We start from the raw sequence: 17960 nt of genomic DNA, 5'->3' as shown, positions 1-17960 counted from the left end.
TCCGCGCAACTATGCGTTTTTCTTCGCCAGTTTGACCATGAGTCCGGCAATGGTATGCTTCTCATCATCCGTTCCGACATCCCACAGCTCTTTAATGGCCCGGTTGGAATAGTTGCCCGGATCGACCTTCTTGTCGAGGAATTCCCCGATTTCGAACGCCAGCTTGGTGATGGTCTCGTCGCTCATCCCCATTTTTTCGGCCTGAATGACCCGGTCTCCCAAAAAGCTTTTCCAGGTATCAAAGTTCTTCACTACGGAATCTGTTGACATCTTAAATCCTCCTCAGGTTTGTAATGATATTGAGATTTAGAAGCAACAGTTATAATATGTCTCAAGCCGGAAGTTCTTATGCTGGAGCATTTCTCCAGAGCAGGCTCATGGTTCCTGGCATTATACCGGTAATTAAGTAATCCAGCCGCCGTTCGGACTGATGACCTGCCCCGTAATATAACCCGATTCAGGCAGCGCCAGAAAATAAACAAGCGAGGATATATCCTCAGGGGTAGCCAGTCTCCCCGCAGGGATCTCGTCCTCCAGCATCTTCAGCTCATCCGCTTGCAAATTGGATAGCATGGCCGTGTGGACCGCTCCAGGCGCAACAGCGTTCACAGTGACCTTGGAGGGGGCCAGCTCCTTGGCGAGCGCCTTGGTAAAAGCATTCACTCCGCCCTTGCTTGCTGAATAAGCCACTTCACAGGATGCGCCCGAGATCCCCCATACGGAAGACACATTAATGATCCGGCCGTAACGCTGCGTGACCATATAAGGCATGAAAATCTGGCTGCACATGAAGGTGCCCTTCAGATTCACCGCCATGATATCGTCCCACTCCTCCTCGGTCAGATCGGCTAACATGCCATAATGAGCTTTCCCGGCATTATTGACCAGGATATCCGGCATCATGCCGCTGCTCTCCAGCCTTTCGGCCATGCGTACGAGCTGACTGCGGTCTTTCATGTCCGCCGCTACGGTCATTACCTTTGCCCCCAGCGCCAGACAGCGCCGGGCCACATCATTTGCCGCTTCATGCGAATTCATATAATGTATCACAATGTTCATTCCCACCGAAGCAAAACGCTCAGCGATCGCGCCGCCGATTCCCCCGCTGCCCCCGGTAATGAGCACTGTCATTTCGCCAATCGGTTTGCTGTCCTCTCCCGGTAACATCATTAAGGACTCACCACCAGCGACACGGCCAGCTGCTCCCAGTTCACATGGGCATGAAGCCGGACATTGACTTCATCCAGAGTGATCGATTCATACAGGGGAAGCACTTCAAACAGATCTCCTCCACGGAACTGGTACCGCGTGAACTCATGGGCAATGCTCTCCGGCGAATTCAGCATCCGCAGGAAGCCGCCGATTTTCTTTTTGCGGGCCCGTTCGAAATCCTTCTCCGCGAAGCCCGTCTCCAGAATACGTAGAACCTCTTCCTTAATCCGTTCAAGCAGCAGTCCCGGATCTTTGGTATCGCCGCCGATCGCCGAGAATGCATACTCCGCAGAGCTGTTAAATTCATGGCCGAAGCTGTCCGAGATCAATTCCTCGTCATAGAGCTTCTGATACAATGCCGTACTGCTGCCAAACAGCAGGTCCAGCATCAGCTTCGTGGTCAGATCACGGCGCACCGCTGCTTCACCGCTTAGACCATCCACCTTATCCTTGAATCCGAACATCATTTTGGGAATGGAAACAGCAAGTCTGCTCTCCACATGCTTTGAGGCTACCTGATCAGGCTCCTCCGCGAAGATACGAGTAATTTCACCCTGCTTCTCATAGCTCTTGCCCTGCTGATTGCTGCGGATCAGTTCAAATACCTGCTTGGGGTCCACCCCTCCGACAACGAACAACAGCATGTTGCTGGGATGATAGAAGGAATTGTAGCAGGTGTACAGCGTTTCCTTCGTGATGGTTGAGATGGATTCGATAGTTCCGGCAATATCAATGTGAACCGGGTGGGTAGCATACATCGCTTCAATCAGCCCGAAATAGACGCGCCAGTCTGGATTGTCGGCATACATATTGATTTCCTGCCCAATAATCCCCTTCTCCTTCTCCACGTTCTCATCGGTGAAATAAGGACGCTGCACAAAATCAACCAGGGTGCTGAGATTCTGTTCAATATTCTCTGTGGCCGAGAAAAGATAGACCGTCTGGTCGAAACTTGTGAAGGCGTTCGCCGATGCGCCATTGGACGCAAAGGTAGCAAATATGTCGCCTTCCGGCTCCTCGAACATTTTATGTTCCAGGAAGTGGGCAATTCCGTCCGGCACTGTAGTCTCCTCGCCGCCTGCAACCTTGAAGTGATTGTCTACTGATCCATATTTCGTGGCAAAGGTGGCGTAGGTTTTGAGAAAAGCCGGCTTCGGCAGCACATACACCTGCAGTCCGTTATCCATAACCTCGTGATAAATTGTTTCTTGAAGCCGTTCGTAATGGAGCTTCTCCATTCCTATTCCTCCTTCCCTGTCAGGAAATAAATCGTATCCAGCTCAAAAGTATCCGCAGCCGCCTCAACTTCAGCTGCCCCCATACCGTCAACCTGCTCCATCAGCTCCTGGGCAGAACGGTCTTTGCCGGATAGCTGGCGGTTGAAATCAAAGGAGATCATCTCAAACGCCGAATCCTGAATCTCGGACAACAGGTTGCGGATCATCGCCTTGGTCTGGCTAAGCTCCAGGTCAGTGATATTGCCGGCCTTCAGCTCATCCAGCTGCTTGCGGATAATATCAACGGCTTTGCCGTAGTTCTGGGTCTCAATCCCCGATTGAATCGTCCCGATGCCTTTATGCCCGTCATAACGGGAGGAGGCGTAATACGCCAGACTCTCCTTTTCACGCACGTTGACGAACAGCTTCGAATGCGGGTAACCGCCAAGAATGCCGTTGTACATCAGCGCGGAAGCGTACCGGTCATCTTTGTAGGTAATAGAGGTCCGCAGCCCCATATTCAGCTTGCCTTGATTCACATCCAGCTTCTCCTCCACCGTCCGCACTTCCGTAACCTTTACTGGAGTGAAGTCCGAGGTGTAGCCTCCGGCTTCAGAGTGATGGGCCCGGCCGAAATGAGCTGTCACCAGCTTCTCGACTTCCTCAGGTGTGGTGTCGCCCACTACATACAGATCGAGCGTAGCTCCATTCAGCCAGGAGGTATAGCTCTGGTACAGCGTCTCAGGCGTAATAGCATCCAGATCGGCCCGTTGGCCGAGGGGATGAAGCCGGTAAGGCTCGTTGCGGCACATTTCCTCAATGCAGCGTTCTGCCGCGTAGCGGATTTTATCATTCACAATGGATTCCAGCTTCTTGCGGATCGTCTCGCGTTCTGTAGCTACATAAGAAGCCCGGAAGCTTCCACTCTCAAGCAGGGGACGGGTCAATACTTCTCCCAGAAAGGCAAAGGATTCCCCAAGCAGGCTCTCCTTGCTCTGCACAAAGGAATCATTGATGGTATCCATCCGGAACTGGACAATCTGGTAATCCCCGCGTTTGTAAATATCGAAGCCGAAGCCTGCACCGTACAGCTCCTCCAGACGCTCACGGAATTGGGTAGTCTCCGGGTAGGACGCTGTCCCCCGGCGGAGTACAAACGGAACCAGTGCTGTTGAGGTTACTGTACTTTCTTCAAGCGGAACGCCTGCATACAGTGAGATGGCGAACGTCTTGAACGCCTTGGTCGGCAGAACATGTATACGCATGCCTGCGGCATGGCCATGTTGAAATCCATTATTAGTCAAGTCCAAAACTCCTTTGCAGCGTGGATTGATGCTCTATAACAAGTTTATGAAGTATTATCCATTCTAAACCATTCCAAAGTAAGGAAGCAACCGGAGGACAGCGTACCGGTTGCTCTTACGGAGGGTTGTATACAGACACTTTAAGCTACATGCAGAAGATATGTTGGCCGATTGTCTTCACCTGCGGACGGGACCAAATCCACTTGGAGGTCGCCGTCTTGGGATTGAAGTAATAGATACAGCCGCCCGACGGGTCCCAGCCACTCAGTGCCTGCTGTACTGCTTTGCGTGCCTGTTCATTAGGCTCCAGATAGATCTGGCCGTCAGCTACGGCGGTAAAGGCTCCCGGCTGGAAAATGACGCCCGAAGGCGTGTTCGGGAAGCTTGGGGATTTCACACGGTTGAGAATGACTGCAGCTACGGCCACCTGACCTTCAAAAGGCTCCCCGCGTGACTCACCGTAAACCGCATTAGCCATGATCTTGAGGTCATTTTCGGACAGGCCCATCGTATTGCCGGAGGCCAGCTCAGCCGTATTGGATTTGGCCGCAGCTGCGCCGGAGGGCGCTTTTTTCTGGGCGGTAGTTGCCCCCGGTGCTGTCGGCTTCCAGGCTGTAGTCGCATTGTACAGCTTAAGCTTCGTCTTGGCCCCGACCACCCCGTCAGACTTCAGGCCGAATTTCCACTGGAACCAGGTGACGGCATTTTTGGTTTTGGTCCCGAACTGACTGTCAATCTTCCCGTTAAAATAACCCAGGTGCTTCAATCTTCCCTGAAGCTCATAGACATCCTGCCCCGAGGAGCCTACCATAAGCGGAGTTGTGCCGAACACAGGCATGACTTCCTCCTCTTCATCAGGGATGTCTGCGGCAACCTGTTCTGCTGCATATGGCTTGGCAAAGATCAAATCATGATCTTTGAAGACTGCACCTGCAAACGGTGCAGCTGCAAGGGCAAGGGTAACTGCGGCAATGATCCACTGCTTATGTTTTGTCATGGGATTCGCTCTACCTTTCTCTTGGAAGTTCTGCATGAATGGCTAAAGTTATTATGACGACTGGCAGGACTTCCTATGCATGACCGCAAAGCAGGGAACGGTAAATCCATTGCAACTGAGAACGATTATCAACTATACTTGAGCTAAGAAACAACAGGAGTTGAGAAGAAACATGGATTTTAAGGACCATATTGTACTGTGGAATCATGCTACTGTAGAAGTTATCGATATCCGCAAGGCCTCGTTCACTTCTGGACAACTTCCGCTGAAGTACCGCCTTCCGGCTAGTACATACCTTTATATCGTTCGCGGCAGCGCAAGTGTGCTTATAGATGACAGCCCCTATGAAGTAAGCGGCGCAAATGTATTTCACGGGGGCAAAGGTACCATTATCAAATTGCTGAAAACACAGGAAATAATGGATTATTACCTTATTATGTACCGTTCAACGTTAACCCTGCCCGCCCGGCGCAACCTAACAGCGCTTCTGGAACGCAGCAGACCTTTTACCGGAACCTATCACTTCAGTCCTGTCTATCCCCTTCCGCTGTATGAGATTCTAGACCGGATGTATGGTGATTGGCAGACACGCCGCACCCTGGAACATCTGCATGTCAAAGCCCTGTTCTATCAATGGGTCCATGAGCTGCTTCATCAGATGCAGGGGCAGGAGCTGCACCCGCTTAGAGCAGATGTGCTCGACCAGGCTGTACGCTATATGCACGATTCTTACAACAGGCCGTTCACCCTGGATACATTTGCCGGCACTCTGGGCACCAGCCCGAGGACATTATCAAGGTTATTCCGCAAGCGGCTTCAGACTAGCCCTGCCCAATATCTGGTTCAGATTCGCATGGACAAAGCCCGTGAGCTGTTGCTGGGCACAGAGTCCACACTGCATGATATTGCTGCTGCTGTAGGCTACCCGGATGCATATTCTTTTGGCAAAATGTTCAAGAAGCACTTCGGAAACTCGCCGGTGAGGTACAAAAATTCTATGCAGGCTGCTTTACCTTGGCGGGATATGCCATCTGCGCTGTCTGCATATGACATTGCCCGTGAAGGAACTCTCCGATATATTGATGATGATAATCATTATCAATATGAACTAAAAGGAGCGTCATCCATGTTCAGAACGGCCAAGCCATCTCTAATGTTTACCTTGTTGTTATGCTTCACCATAGTATTAAGTGCCTGTGCCTCAGGGAATACCGGTTCTAACGCAGCAGGCAATGCCAGCCCATCGCCGGCCTCTTCTCCTGCAGCCACATCACTCGCCACAACTTCTCCAGACCACACCGCAGCCGAGGCACAGACCCGGACAATCGCTACTATAAAAGGAGACATCGAGGTGCCCGCCGATCCTCAGCGTGTCGTTGTGCTGTACTTGCTGGGCGATGTTCTGGCGCTGGGCATTATGCCCGTAGGTGTGTCTAGTGTAAATGAAGGCGCTGCGTTCGAGAACGAATTGAAGGATGTACAGAAGCTGGGAAGTTGGTTCGAGGCCAGCCCGGAAGCTGTCTTATCACTTGATCCCGATCTGATTATCGTTCCATCCGAGGAGACCTACAATGCATTGCATGACATTGCACCCACCGTGCTGGTGCCTTATGAGAAAATGACTACCGCTGAGCGGGTCAGCTTCATTGGATACACTCTTAACAAAGAAGATCAGGCCACCAGCCTCTTAAACGACTTCAATGCCAAGGTGGAGAACAGTAAGCAGAAGCTGCAGGAAGCGGGAATTCTAGATTCGACGATCTCCATCATGGAAGGCGGCGAAAACCGCAGTATGTTGGTGATTATGAGCAAACAGTATGGCCGGGGTTCACAGGTCTTATATGAATATCTTGGCATGAAGGCACCGGAGAAAATTCAGCAAAAAATAGATAGCAAGACTGATGTAGGCGGCGAGTCTGTATCCTTTGAAGTCATTTCCGATTACAGCGGAGATTATATCTTCCGTTCATCCTATGACGGGATGACTGATCTGACGGGGGACCCGCTCTGGAACAGCATTCCGGCAGTCAAGGAAGGCCGGCTGATGAATATCGACTTCGGATTATCTTACTATAATGATATCTACTCCCTGAATGCACAGCTGGATTACATGGTTGAGCATTTGCTTGCAGCACCGCGGGTGAAGTAATACCAATGGCATCATTCGCAAAATAAACGTAGGCACAAATCAAACAGAGCAGCGCTCCCCTTATATTGGAGAATCGCTGCTCTGTTTTTAGATGTAAAACATCCTATAATAAGGTCTTTTATATAAATATTGTTGCTGATTCTCCGCTTTGATACAATGAGGAAAGAATACTTCTTAGGAGAAGGGAGTTGTACATTTGAAAAGAAAATATGGAGACCGTTCAGATTGGAAACGTGTATTGGAAAGAGAATACGCCCAGTCATATCTTGAAACGGATAATTTTAAAGGCTACTTATCACTTCTGAAGATTGCCAAAGTTAAAGAGCCGTTGTACGTAAAATACTTTGATCAAAAGGTTTGCATTGTAAATGATGGTTATTCGTGGCTTCAACAATTCCCTCTTGATAAGCATCATTCAGTGACTACAATGTTTGACGAGCAAGGGCAAATTGTACAGTGGTATATTGATATATGCTATAGGAATGGTGTAAGTGAGGATAACGTGCCTTGGATGGACGATTTGTTCTTAGATATTGTCGTTTTGCCGTCAGGTGAAGTAATCCAAAAGGATTCGGATGAACTCGATGAAGCATTGCTTCAGGGCAGAATTGACAGCTCTCTATATAACCTCGCAAGACAAGAGGCAGACTTAATTAATTCCCTTATCAAAGACGGGAAATTCACCTTGTTGCAGCTTTCAGAGCAACATCAAGATATTCCTGTACATATACTCCAAACGTAAGCCTGATAAAAAATGAACAACTCACCAATTTATGCTGGGATTGTTCGGGACACATAACATCAATGTTATCGAAAAGAACCTTAAAATAAAAAGCTGTCCCAAGCAGCAAATGGCTTGCGGGACAGCTTTTTGCATTTATGAAGTCAGTCTACCATGCTGATACTGCTCCAGCGACATCAGCACCTCACGCGGCTTGCTGCCCTCGTAAGGGCCGATTACGCCTCTGGCCTCCATTGAGTCGATCAAGCGTGCGGCACGGGTGTAACCGACGCGCATACGCCGCTGAAGCAGCGATACAGAGGCCTGCTTGGCTTCCAGAACAATCTGGACAGCCTGTTCATACAATTCATCCTGCGGCTCCTGATCCTCGCTCAAGGTGTCGTCTACCTCAGGCACAAGCGATTCATCATAATTCGCTTCCCCCTGGCTGCTGACATACTGCACAATCGTCTCCACTTCCTGATCGCTCATGAAAGCACCCTGAACACGGATCGGCTTGGAAGCCCCCATCGGCAGGAACAGCATATCGCCGCGTCCGAGCAGCTTCTCGGCACCCGGCATATCCAGAATGGTCCGGGAGTCCACATTCGAGGAGACTCCGAAGGCAATACGCGAAGGAATATTCGCCTTAATCAGGCCGGTAATAACATCCACCGAAGGACGCTGTGTGGCGATAATCAGATGAATCCCCGCCGCCCGCGCCATCTGGGCAAGCCGGCAGATGGCATCCTCTACATCATTGGCGGCAACCATCATCAGATCGGCAAGCTCGTCCACGATGACAACGATATACGGCAGTACTGCTGCCGGATTATCCTTCATCAAGTTGTTATAGCCTTCCATATTGCGTGTGCCGGATTTGGAGAACAGTTCATACCGCTTCTCCATCTCCACCACAATCTTCTTCAACGCCAGACTGGCACGCTTAGGGTCTGTAACTACAGGGGCGAGCAAATGCGGAATGCCGTTATATACATTCAGCTCAACCATCTTAGGGTCAACCATAAGGAATTTCACTTCATTCGGCTTAGCCTTATATAGAATGCTGGTAATAATACCATTAATGCAGACCGATTTACCGGAGCCGGTTGCTCCTGCTACCAGCAGATGGGGCATCTTGGCGAGATTGCCGATAATCGTCTGGCCTGAGATATCCCGTCCGAAAGCAATGGATAGCCGCGAATCCGCCTCCTGGAAAATCTGTGTCTCCATTACTTCCCGCATGGTGACGACCGAGACTTCTGAATTCGGCACTTCAATGCCGATGGCTGATTTGCCGGGAATCGGCGCTTCCATACGGATATCCTTGGCAGCCAGTGCCAGCGCGATGTCATCGGTGAGATTGACAATCCGGCTGACCTTCACGCCGATATCCGGCTGAATCTCATACCGGGTCACCGCTGGTCCACGAACCACTTCCAGCACCTTCGCCCTTACACCGAAGCTCTCCAGTGTAGCCTCCAGCTTGCGTGCCGTCTGCATATAATCATTCTGATCGCCCGCCTTCGCCCCGTTATTGGGCTTAGCCAGCAAACGGAACGACGGCAGCTTGTACGGCTTGGGCGGAGGTGGAGGCGGTATAACCGGAGCCGATGCCCCCTCCTCTGACGTTCCCAACAGCCCGTCCAGCTCCACAGGCAGGATATCCTCCTCGGATCCCCCTGACGGAGCAGGATCTGCTCCCGCTCTCGTCAGGTTACCAGCGCCTGTACCAGTGGCGGCACCGCCACGCGCCGCTGGTGAGAACTCGCTCCATTCCTCCCGGTCCTCGGCATTCAGCCCTTCAGAGCGGATATGCTCGAAGAAGTCCCGGATGATCGGCGTAACAGGCTCAAGCTCCTCATACGGGAAGTCCTCCTCGCCATACTCCTCCAGAGGAGCTCCTCCCGCTGCTGTCATTCCGGAGATGACCGGACCCGTACGCGGATCAGTAATGATAATATCGGGCAGCTCTACCTCCAGATCATCCATGACTTCCGGCTGATTCTGGCGGGCAGACCCGCTGAACCATCCGGTAATTCTACCCAGCAGCTTCGACTGTCCGCGTCTTGGCAGCTGCTGATCCGATCCGTCATCCTCTTCGAAGTAATCGTCATCATCCGCAGGTTCAGGCGTTGTAACTCTGCTGGCTCTAGCCGGTCTGCTGTTCACCACCGGAACAGCAGCAGGGCGGTTAGCCGCCCGGAGCTTAATTCCTTCAATCAGCTTGACGGCCCTTACCCGGAGTAAGGTAAACAGCTCTACATAGGAGAGATTAGTAATCAGCATGAAGCTGATGGCCAGCAATACAATCATCAGCAGCTTAGCGCCCAGATTGCCGAACAGCCATAGGAGCGCAGCGTATTCAAGCGCGCCGATGTACCCCCCGCTGATATCCTTGCCCAGCATGTATACGCTGCTGTCGCCGGCGCCCGGTGAGAGGGCGCCGGATAAATCATTATGTATTTGAGACAGTACATTGCCCGGATGCAGCATCCCAATTGGACCCAGCTTCTGCTGCATAGCCGATATGGTACTCATCAGGCACATGGACAACAGCAGGAGCAGGCCGCCGGTATAGCGGCTGTTCCAGGTGGACGGCCATTTCCTGTGAATCATTACCATCAGGCCGTAGAAAATACCCGCCAGCGGCAGCACAAAATAGAATCTGCCAAGCAAATAGCCCGCCATGCTTGAGAGCGTACGGCCGACAGCCGCTTCCCCTGACAAAGCAATGACGGAAATCGTAATCAGCAGAATTCCGTAGATTTCATATTTTAAAACACTGCCCAGCAGTGCTTTCTTCTTCTTTCTTCTCCGTTTAGCCACGCCAGCCACCCCCGAGTCAACATTATACCATATAATGGCGTGGCGTACCTATGTTCTCTTTTGTCAGAATATGCATCTTTAGGCTGTTTGTTCGCACTTAGCGGTCCAGTTGAACGATAGCACCCGGGGAGAAGGCCGCATCCAGATATTTATCCAGCGGACACTGCAGCAGCCGGACCACCTTCGCCTGGCCTCCATCCAGCAGTTCAACCTGCATCAGCATGCCCTGAATAGTCATCTCCTGCACGGGAGTGGCATAACTGAGCGCCCCCTCGAACACCTGCTCCATTGGCAGAATGGTATAAAAAGTCATTGGGTCAGCCCCCCTTGCGGAAGCGTATCGTTCGTCATAGCTGGCACAGCGGCAATCATCCGGTTCAGGTGGGCCAACGCGGCGCCGATTCCGCCCACTTCATCCATCAAGCCGAATCTGACGGCATCCTGACCACCTACTGCGGTACCGATGTCCCGGTTAAGCTCTCCGGTCTTGAACATCAGATCCTTGAACTGTGATTCCGTGATGCGGGAATGAGAGGTCACGAATTTCACCATCCGCTCCTGCATCCGCTCCATGTACTCGAAGGTCTGCGGCACGCCGATCACCAGGCCGTTCATCCGGATCGGATGGATCGTCATGGTTGCACTTTCAGCAATAATAGAATACGTGGAGGATACCGCTATAGGCACGCCGATGCTGTGACCGCCGCCGATAACAACTGTGACCGTAGGCTTCGACAAGGAAGCGATCATCTCCGCTATAGCCAGCCCAGCCTCTACATCCCCACCAACCGTATTAAGAATAATCAGCAGCCCCTTGATGGTCTTATTCTGCTCGGCGGCAACAAGCTGGGGAATAATATGCTCGTATTTCGTGGTCTTGTTATGCGGCGGCAAGACGAAATGCCCTTCAATCTGTCCAATAATCGTCATACAAAAAATATCCGGCTCTCCTGTCGGAACCGCTGTCTGCCCCAATTCCTTAAGCACCCCCACAGGTCCCGGTATTCCAGGAGGAACCGGCTCATTCACTGCGGGCTTTATCTCCCCTGGCAGGATTTCTTCGTAACGCCCTCCGCCCGCCTTGCTTGCTTCTGTAATTTCCATCGTACACAGCGCTCCCCTTCTGCCTGCAACACCCGTGTGCTTCAGGATTCTGATTTCTGTTAGTATGACATTCCGGAGGACTTCCTTATACACCATAACCTTGAACTATCACATAGAGACGGCGGGCGCTCCTCAGAACGTCCGCCGTCATTGCCGGTTAATATTTGTCCACCACGGCTCCCAGTACTGCTCCATGCACATAAGCCTGGCCTTTCAGACTTTTCAAGCTGTCAGCCTTGCCGGTCACAACTACGCCCAATATCCGGACATCACCGGCTTCCGGCGCCGCCTTATCCTTTTTCAAATAATTGTAGATCCGCTGATATTCACTATAATGAATGTCTTTCTTGCTAACACCGACCTCCACTGAGCCAATGAAATCATCAGGCTTCGCCTGATCCCAATCCGGCTGAACACCAAATCCGTAGACTCCATAATTCGCACTCATCGGGGCCGGATAGTTCATTTTAGCGGGATCATTCTCATTTGGATACGGCTTGAAGTTGAACCCCTCGCGGTCATCATACGTATCGACCCAGTACCAGACTGGCTTTGCGCCTGCGGGTAGCAGGCTTTTCACCTCTTCAAACGAATAATCCTTGTCAAAGGATACGGCCAGTTCCACCCGTTTGTCTGCGTTCATCTTGTCCAGCTCGGGAAGATCATTTAGAATGCTACCGCCGTAATCGACGCCTGGAATATAGAATGCAAGCTCCCTCTGCCCGTTATAGGAATTATACGCCCGGTAATACTCATAACCTTCCTGCTTCATCTTGGCATCCTGTACGGTTAGATTATTAGAGCCTCCATAGGCACCTGTTGTGAAAGGGAACCACCAGGCGTTGTAATTGAGCCATCTATTCTTCCAGGGAACGGGCACATCATCGACGATTTTATAGGTTTGAAGTTCAAGGACTCCTGATAGAAAACCTCTATTGTCCCTAGTGCCTGAATTAAATTCATTAGGGCTGCTGATCCTCATATACTGCTGCTCACTGTACAGGGCATTGGAGGACAGGCGGCCTACCAGTTGCGCTGCACCGTAGAATACGACAATCAGCATAAGCACACTGACCACAACTGAAATCAGGATACTGCGAATCATGCTCTTCCGTTTGGTTTTTTTCAGGGTCTGGATAATATTCTGGTCTTCTGCTTCTTCCCATGGGGCTGTCATTCGCCCTCACCTCCGTATAATTGTTGAAATTGCTGTCTGGCCCGATAAAGAGTAGCTTTCACTCTTCCTTCAGAAATGCCGAGCATGGCGGAGATCTCCTTGTAGGATAACTCCATTTCATATTTCAGCAGAATCAGCTGCTTATTCACCGGATGGAGCCGCGCCAACACTCCTTCAATCTCTTCCTTCCGTTCCCTGCGCAGCAGCACCACTTCCGGCAACTCCTGCTCATGGGCCGGATGTTCCTCCACTTCCTCGCCACTATACTGATATCTCTTCTGACTGCGGCAATGGTCAAAATACCGGTTAATTGCGACCTTGTACAACCATGCGCTGAATTTGCGCTCATCGATCGCATCCAGATACAGCAGCGCCTTGTACACCGTGTCCTGCACAATATCTTCTGCATCTGAGGCTCCGGCGCCGAGGCGGATCAAGTAGCGGCGGATCTCCGCCAGTTTGGGTTGGAGCACCTTCTCCATGTCTCTTGGCTCCATGCTGCACCTCCTTGCCTGTATAACGGTCAGGTTGCCCAAATGTTGTTTTGTGCAGCGAAAAAAACATAAAAAAGCCCCTTTCCCCAGAAACCGTCCAATATTTCCGGGAAAAGAGGCTATTGCCAAAAAGCTATATTGTTAAGAAATGCTTCTCTTATACTTCCATAATAATCGGCAGGATCATCGGTCTGCGGCGGGTCTGCTCATAGAGGAAACGGCCGAGAGAGTCTTTGACACTAGTCTTCAGGGAAGCCCATTCATTGACCTTCTCACTCATCAGACGCTGCAGCGTTCCCGAGACAATGCGGTTCGCTTCGTCCAGGAGACCTTCCGATTCCCGCACATATACGAATCCGCGTGAGATGATGTCAGGACCGGAGACAATCGCTCCGTTCTGCTTGCTGAGGGTAACCACAACCACCAGAATACCATCCTGCGACAAAAGCTTACGGTCACGCAGCACAATGTTACCTACATCGCCGACACCCAGCCCGTCGATCAGTACGTTACCGGCAGTTACCTTACCCGCTCTGCGGGCAGCTCCACCGGAGATCTCAATCACTTCACCCAGCTCGGTGATGAAGATATTGCTTGGCTCTACGCCAACAGACTCCGCCAGAAGTGCATGCTTGCGCTGCATCCGGTATTCACCGTGGATAGGCATGAAGTATTTCGGCTTCATCAGGTTGAGCATCAGCTTCAGCTCTTCCTGGCTGCCGTGACCGGATACGTGAACGCCGGAGTTGGAGCCGCTGTATATAACGTTGGCACCCAGACGGAACAATTCATCAATGGTACGGCCTACATATTTCTCATTACCCGGTACCGGTGTAGCCGCAATAATAACGGTGTCGCCCGGCATAATATCTACCTTGCGGTGGCTGGAACGCGCCATGCGTGTCAGCGCCGACATCGGCTCGCCTTGGCTGCCTGTACACAGTACTACAACACGGTTGCCTGCCATTCTGTTCATCTCTTCAGGCTCAATGAGCATGCCGTCAGGGATATGCAGATATCCAAGCTCGGAAGCAATGGATACTACGTTAACCATGCTTCGTCCAATAACGGTAATTTTGCGTCCGGTTGCTTCAGAAGCGTTCACTACCTGTTGAATACGATGCACGTTGGAAGCAAAGGTTGCTACCACCACACGCTGTTCAGCTTTGCGGAAAATATCCTCCAGCACGATGCCGACATTCTTCTCCGAAGGTGTGAAGCCCGGCTTCTCGGCATTGGTGCTGTCTGACAGCAAGGCCAGAACGCCCTTCGATCCGATCTCAGCCATGCGGTGCAGATTGGCAAATTGACCGTTGACTGGCGTGTGGTCGAACTTGAAGTCACCGGTGTGGACAACGTTGCCCTCTGGTGTCTCAATGCATACCCCGACAGAATCCGGAATACTGTGATTCGTTCTGAAGAAGGTTACCTTAAGCGATGTGCCCAGTTCAACCTCGGAATCCTCGTTAATCAGAATCCGCTTAGTTTCACCCAGCAGGTTCGCTTCCTTGAGCTTGTTCTCTACAAGGCCCAGGGTCAGTCTTGTTCCGTATACAGGAACATTCAGGTTCTTAAGCACATAAGACAATCCGCCAATGTGATCCTCATGTCCGTGGGTAAGTACAATTCCTCTTACCTTGTCACGGTTCTCAGTGAGGTAGGAGATATCCGGTATTACGATATCAATACCCAGCATATCTTCTTCAGGGAACTTCAGACCGGCGTCTACGACTACAATGTCGTTACCGTACTGAACTACGTACATGTTCTTGCCAATTTCACCGACTCCGCCAAGTGCGAATATCGTCAGTTTGTCGTTGTTGTTATTGTTTTTTTTGGACAAATGAATCTAACCCTCCTATGATGTTGGACGTCATACTTTTTATTTGTTAACAATGAGCTTCAATATTTCAGCGGCGCTGTAATATACATCAAATTGCTGTTAACTCCTTATTTCGACAAGGAATTCCCGGTAAGTCTGTATACTTGCGCAAGTCTAAACTCCCGAATCCGGGCAGTAATATCCTCTTGAAGCGGGCAAATGCCCTCAAAATTCCACCACCGCGCCCCTCGCGCGTAAATCCGGCATATTTAGCACAGACTTATTCAAGGACCTATCCTGTCTTACAATGCAATAAATCCGCATTGCCGGAAGATTACCGCATATTCAATTAACCGCACCAAGTCACTTAAGTTCATTATACATGATTTTTTTGGCAAAAGACAAGTCACCCTGTACCTGGTCCTATTCTTTCCTTAACAAACAGCCAATATTTGAGGAAAAGACAAGCAAAAATCGCTGCAATACCTGACTTTTTTAACATAGAGTTAATGCAGGAGAAATAAATACCAAATGAGCTGCGGTGCATGAAGTCCTTATTATCAAAAAACCGGCCGCTCCATGAGAGCGACCGGTTGCCTTTGTAACTATCTTCACCTAATTCACTTATCCATGCCTGGACTATCTTGTCTTAGTAAGGCCGCAATGAAAGCCCCCTCTTCTTCCGTCGGTGAAACCAGCGGCAGACGGACCGAGCCGACATCCATCCCGCGCAGCCCCAGTGCATACTTCACTGCCGAGGGATTGGGCAGCGGCTGAGGACACTCGAACAGCCCCTTGAAGACCGGAAACAGCTGCCGGTGAAGCTCGCCTGCACGGCGGACATCGCCGGAGTTGAAGGCCTCGATCATCTCCGACATCTGCGCTCCCACAACATGGCTGGCCACACTGATGATACCGTGGCCCCCCACAGCAAGCGTCGCGAGGCCGGCGGAATCATCTCCGGTGTAGACATGGAAGTCTTCAGGACAAGCTGAGGCAATCCAAGTAATCTGGTCTACCGAAGCACATTCCTTCGTGGCCACAATATTAGGAATCTCCGCCAGACGCAGGGTGGTAGCTACACTCATGCTTACTGTCGTTCGTCCCGGCACATTGTACAAGATGCAGGGCAGCGAAGTCGCGGCAGCAATTGTAGAGAAATGCTGATAGAGCCCTTCCTGATTCGGTTTATTGTAATAAGGGACGACCAGAAGCACACCGTCCACGCCGATTTTCTCGGCTTCCTTAGTGAGCTCTATGGAATGTCTGGTGCTGTTGCTGCCGGTACCGGCAATAATTTTACAGCGTCCGCCTGCCTGCTGCTTCACGAAGGAGAACAGCTTCAGCTTCTCCTTATCGGTTAAGGTCGGCGATTCGCCGGTGGTTCCGCAGACTACGAGCGCAGCAGACTTTTGTTCCTCGATCAGAACATCGACCAGCCTTGAAGTTGCTTCCCAGTTGATTTCTCCTTCCCCGTCAAACGGGGTTACCATTGCGGTGATCAGTCTTCCGAAATCCACTTTGAATTCCTCCTTGTCAGCGGTGCAATTCAAACTTGGCATGCAGGGCGCGAACCGACTGCACCATATCTTCTTTTTTCACGAGAACCCAGATGGTTGTGTTGGAATCGGCAGACTGCAGAATCTGGATGTTCTGCGAGCTGAGCGCCTCGACGATATGCGCCATGATTCCCGGAACGCCGTTGATGCCTCCGCCGATGACGGAGACCTTGGCACAGCCGGACAAGCTCTTGGGACGCAGGCCCAGCTCTTGAAGCGCGGCAATCGCCTGCTCCGACTTGTCATCGAACACTGTATATACGGCCTCGGTCGGTGTCACATTGATAAAGTCCACGCTGATTCCGTTATCGGCCATACTCTTGAAAATCTGCAGTTGCACGCCGGTGCCGTTACCCTCCGGACATTCCACCGAGATCTGCGTAATATTACTGACATAGGCAACACCAGTGACGAACCGGTCCACGACTCCATGGGATACATCGCTGAAGCCCTCTGGATGGGTCACAAGCGTCCCTTCCGCTTCGGAGAAGGTCGAGCGTACACGCACCGGAATCTGGGCCTGCATGGCAATCTCCACAGCCCGCGGATGAATGACCTTGGCTCCCTGATACGCCATGTTACAAATCTCGGTGTAGCTGACATAAGTAAGCTGCCTTGCATCTTCCACAATCCGCGGATCAGCGGTGAGAATTCCGTCCACATCCGTATAGATATCTACCATATCCGCACGCAGCGCGGCCCCAAGGGCTGTAGCTGAGGTGTCGCTTCCTCCGCGGCCCAGCGTGGTGAAATCACCCGCTTCAGTCTGGCCCTGGAAACCGGTTACTATTACTACTTTATGCTCACGCAGTTCCCGTAGAATGCGTTCTGTCCGCACATCCAGGATTCTGGCATTGCCATAGCTGTTGTCGGTCAGGAATCCGGCTTGCGCCCCTGTCAGCACCGTCGACCGAATGCCCTCCTGCTCTAGCAGACCGCACAGATTGGCCGCCGAGATGATCTCCCCGCAGCACATCAGCAGATCCCGTTCCCGGTCCGGCAGTGAATTCCCGCTCTGAACCGCCAGATCAAGCAGTGTATCGGTAGCATAGGGTTCCCCCTTGCGGCCCATAGCCGAGACTACAACCACCAGGCTGAACCCGCTGGCCAGCTCCCGTTTGACATGACGGATTACGTGTTCTCTGGCCACTGGTGTGGAGAGTGAGGTTCCGCCGAATTTTTGCACCAAAATACCCATGTATAATTCCTCCATTACTTCTCTCAGCAGAACTACTGAACCCTACGTGAAATAAATCACCCCGCGAGGCAGAAGTGTTCGTAGCCGCGATAACCTGACTCTTATTATAGCGTAAAATTGTTTGTGCCGCCCCCGGGATGAGGACGGCAGAAATGAAGCTTATGGGTCCGTCAGCTA

15 protein-coding genes are annotated in these 17960 nt (G+C 51.4%); 2 read left to right on the top strand and 13 right to left on the bottom strand.

Features of this window, described 5'->3' with window-relative positions:
* Positions 1-9: 9 nt before the first annotated feature.
* From C162_RS06580 to sleB, 5 genes are all read right to left on the bottom strand, one after another.
* On the bottom strand, positions 10-270 hold the full coding sequence (locus C162_RS06580; protein ID WP_036692667.1) for a DUF3243 domain-containing protein: 261 nt from the start codon (positions 268-270) through the stop codon (positions 10-12).
* A 132-nt stretch (positions 271-402) separates the two neighbouring features.
* Positions 403-1170 carry an elongation factor P 5-aminopentanone reductase gene (gene ymfI, locus C162_RS06575; protein WP_036692664.1) on the bottom strand — a complete coding sequence of 256 codons (768 nt, stop codon included), beginning with the start codon at positions 1168-1170 and terminating at the stop codon, positions 403-405.
* Complete coding sequence (gene yfmH / locus C162_RS06570) at positions 1170-2450, bottom strand: EF-P 5-aminopentanol modification-associated protein YfmH (protein ID WP_036692663.1); 1281 nt, start codon at positions 2448-2450, stop codon at positions 1170-1172. The genes ymfI and yfmH overlap by 1 nt, the downstream gene beginning before the upstream one ends.
* A gap of 2 nt (positions 2451-2452) precedes the next feature.
* The gene (gene yfmF, locus C162_RS06565) at positions 2453-3733 is read right to left on the bottom strand and encodes an EF-P 5-aminopentanol modification-associated protein YfmF (RefSeq protein ID WP_036692662.1); all 1281 of its coding nucleotides are present in this window, start codon (positions 3731-3733) and stop codon (positions 2453-2455) included.
* A 145-nt stretch (positions 3734-3878) separates the two neighbouring features.
* Complete coding sequence (gene sleB, locus C162_RS06560; RefSeq protein WP_036692692.1) at positions 3879-4730, bottom strand: spore cortex-lytic enzyme; 852 nt, start codon at positions 4728-4730, stop codon at positions 3879-3881.
* Between the two features lie 172 nt (positions 4731-4902).
* On the opposite strand from sleB, the gene C162_RS06555 reads away from it, so the two are divergent.
* Together C162_RS06555 and C162_RS06550 are read left to right on the top strand one after the other, a co-directional pair.
* Positions 4903-6879, top strand: a complete 1977-nt coding sequence (locus C162_RS06555) for a helix-turn-helix domain-containing protein (RefSeq protein ID WP_036692661.1) — start codon at positions 4903-4905, stop codon at positions 6877-6879.
* Between the two features lie 196 nt (positions 6880-7075).
* Positions 7076-7621, top strand: coding sequence for a DUF402 domain-containing protein (locus C162_RS06550; RefSeq protein WP_036692660.1), 546 nt, complete (start codon positions 7076-7078; stop codon positions 7619-7621).
* Positions 7622-7756: 135 nt separating this feature from the next.
* Here the strand turns inward: C162_RS06550 and C162_RS06545 are convergent, their stop codons facing one another.
* The 8 genes from C162_RS06545 to dapG all read right to left on the bottom strand — a co-directional run bounded on the left by C162_RS06545 (position 7757) and on the right by dapG (position 17783).
* Entirely contained in the window at positions 7757-10429 is a 2673-nt protein-coding gene (locus tag C162_RS06545; RefSeq protein ID WP_036692658.1) for an FtsK/SpoIIIE family DNA translocase, read from the bottom strand.
* 97 nt (positions 10430-10526) lie between these two features.
* Positions 10527-10742, bottom strand: coding sequence for a YlzJ-like family protein (locus C162_RS06540; RefSeq protein ID WP_036692657.1), 216 nt, complete (start codon positions 10740-10742; stop codon positions 10527-10529).
* Positions 10739-11533: a ClpP family protease gene (locus C162_RS06535; protein WP_036692689.1), complete on the bottom strand. Its 795-nt coding sequence runs from the start codon at positions 11531-11533 to the stop codon at positions 10739-10741. Before C162_RS06535 ends, C162_RS06540 begins: the two co-directional genes overlap by 4 nt.
* A gap of 157 nt (positions 11534-11690) precedes the next feature.
* On the bottom strand, positions 11691-12710 hold the full coding sequence (locus C162_RS06530; RefSeq protein WP_036692655.1) for an anti-sigma factor: 1020 nt from the start codon (positions 12708-12710) through the stop codon (positions 11691-11693).
* A complete protein-coding gene (locus C162_RS06525; RefSeq protein WP_036692643.1) occupies positions 12707-13207 on the bottom strand; it encodes an RNA polymerase sigma factor in 501 nt (166 codons plus the stop codon). The genes C162_RS06530 and C162_RS06525 overlap by 4 nt, the downstream gene beginning before the upstream one ends.
* A gap of 154 nt (positions 13208-13361) precedes the next feature.
* Entirely contained in the window at positions 13362-15047 is a 1686-nt protein-coding gene (locus C162_RS06520; protein WP_036692641.1) for a ribonuclease J, read from the bottom strand.
* Positions 15048-15646: 599 nt separating this feature from the next.
* Positions 15647-16546: a 4-hydroxy-tetrahydrodipicolinate synthase gene (gene dapA / locus C162_RS06515; RefSeq protein WP_036692639.1), complete on the bottom strand. Its 900-nt coding sequence runs from the start codon at positions 16544-16546 to the stop codon at positions 15647-15649.
* Between the two features lie 16 nt (positions 16547-16562).
* Positions 16563-17783: an aspartate kinase gene (gene dapG, locus C162_RS06510; protein ID WP_036692638.1), complete on the bottom strand. Its 1221-nt coding sequence runs from the start codon at positions 17781-17783 to the stop codon at positions 16563-16565.
* Positions 17784-17960 lie beyond the last annotated feature (177 nt).

This window comes from Paenibacillus sp. FSL R7-269, from assembly GCF_000517865.1.
In the GTDB taxonomy this organism is placed as follows: Bacteria; Bacillota; Bacilli; order Paenibacillales; family Paenibacillaceae; genus Paenibacillus_AQ.
Note: the sequence above shows the minus strand (reverse complement) of the source record. Positions and strands in the feature narration are given on the sequence as shown.

Bases quoted from the DNA above. Each gene is read 5' to 3' on its own strand.
- ymfI (WP_036692664.1), bottom strand. From the start codon at position 1,170: ATGATGTTACCGGGAGAGGACAGCAAACCGATTGGCGAAATGACAGTG.
- C162_RS06530 (WP_036692655.1), bottom strand. From the start codon at position 12,710: ATGACAGCCCCATGGGAAGAAGCAGAAGACCAGAATATTATCCAGACC.
- C162_RS06535 (WP_036692689.1), bottom strand. From the start codon at position 11,533: ATGGAAATTACAGAAGCAAGCAAGGCGGGCGGAGGGCGTTACGAAGAA.
- C162_RS06525 (WP_036692643.1), bottom strand. From the start codon at position 13,207: ATGGAGCCAAGAGACATGGAGAAGGTGCTCCAACCCAAACTGGCGGAG.
- yfmH (WP_036692663.1), bottom strand. From the start codon at position 2,450: ATGGAGAAGCTCCATTACGAACGGCTTCAAGAAACAATTTATCACGAG.
- sleB (WP_036692692.1), bottom strand. From the start codon at position 4,730: ATGACAAAACATAAGCAGTGGATCATTGCCGCAGTTACCCTTGCCCTT.
- C162_RS06555 (WP_036692661.1), top strand. From the start codon at position 4,903: ATGGATTTTAAGGACCATATTGTACTGTGGAATCATGCTACTGTAGAA.
- C162_RS06580 (WP_036692667.1), bottom strand. From the start codon at position 270: ATGTCAACAGATTCCGTAGTGAAGAACTTTGATACCTGGAAAAGCTTT.
- C162_RS06540 (WP_036692657.1), bottom strand. From the start codon at position 10,742: ATGACTTTTTATACCATTCTGCCAATGGAGCAGGTGTTCGAGGGGGCG.
- dapG (WP_036692638.1), bottom strand. From the start codon at position 17,783: ATGGGTATTTTGGTGCAAAAATTCGGCGGAACCTCACTCTCCACACCA.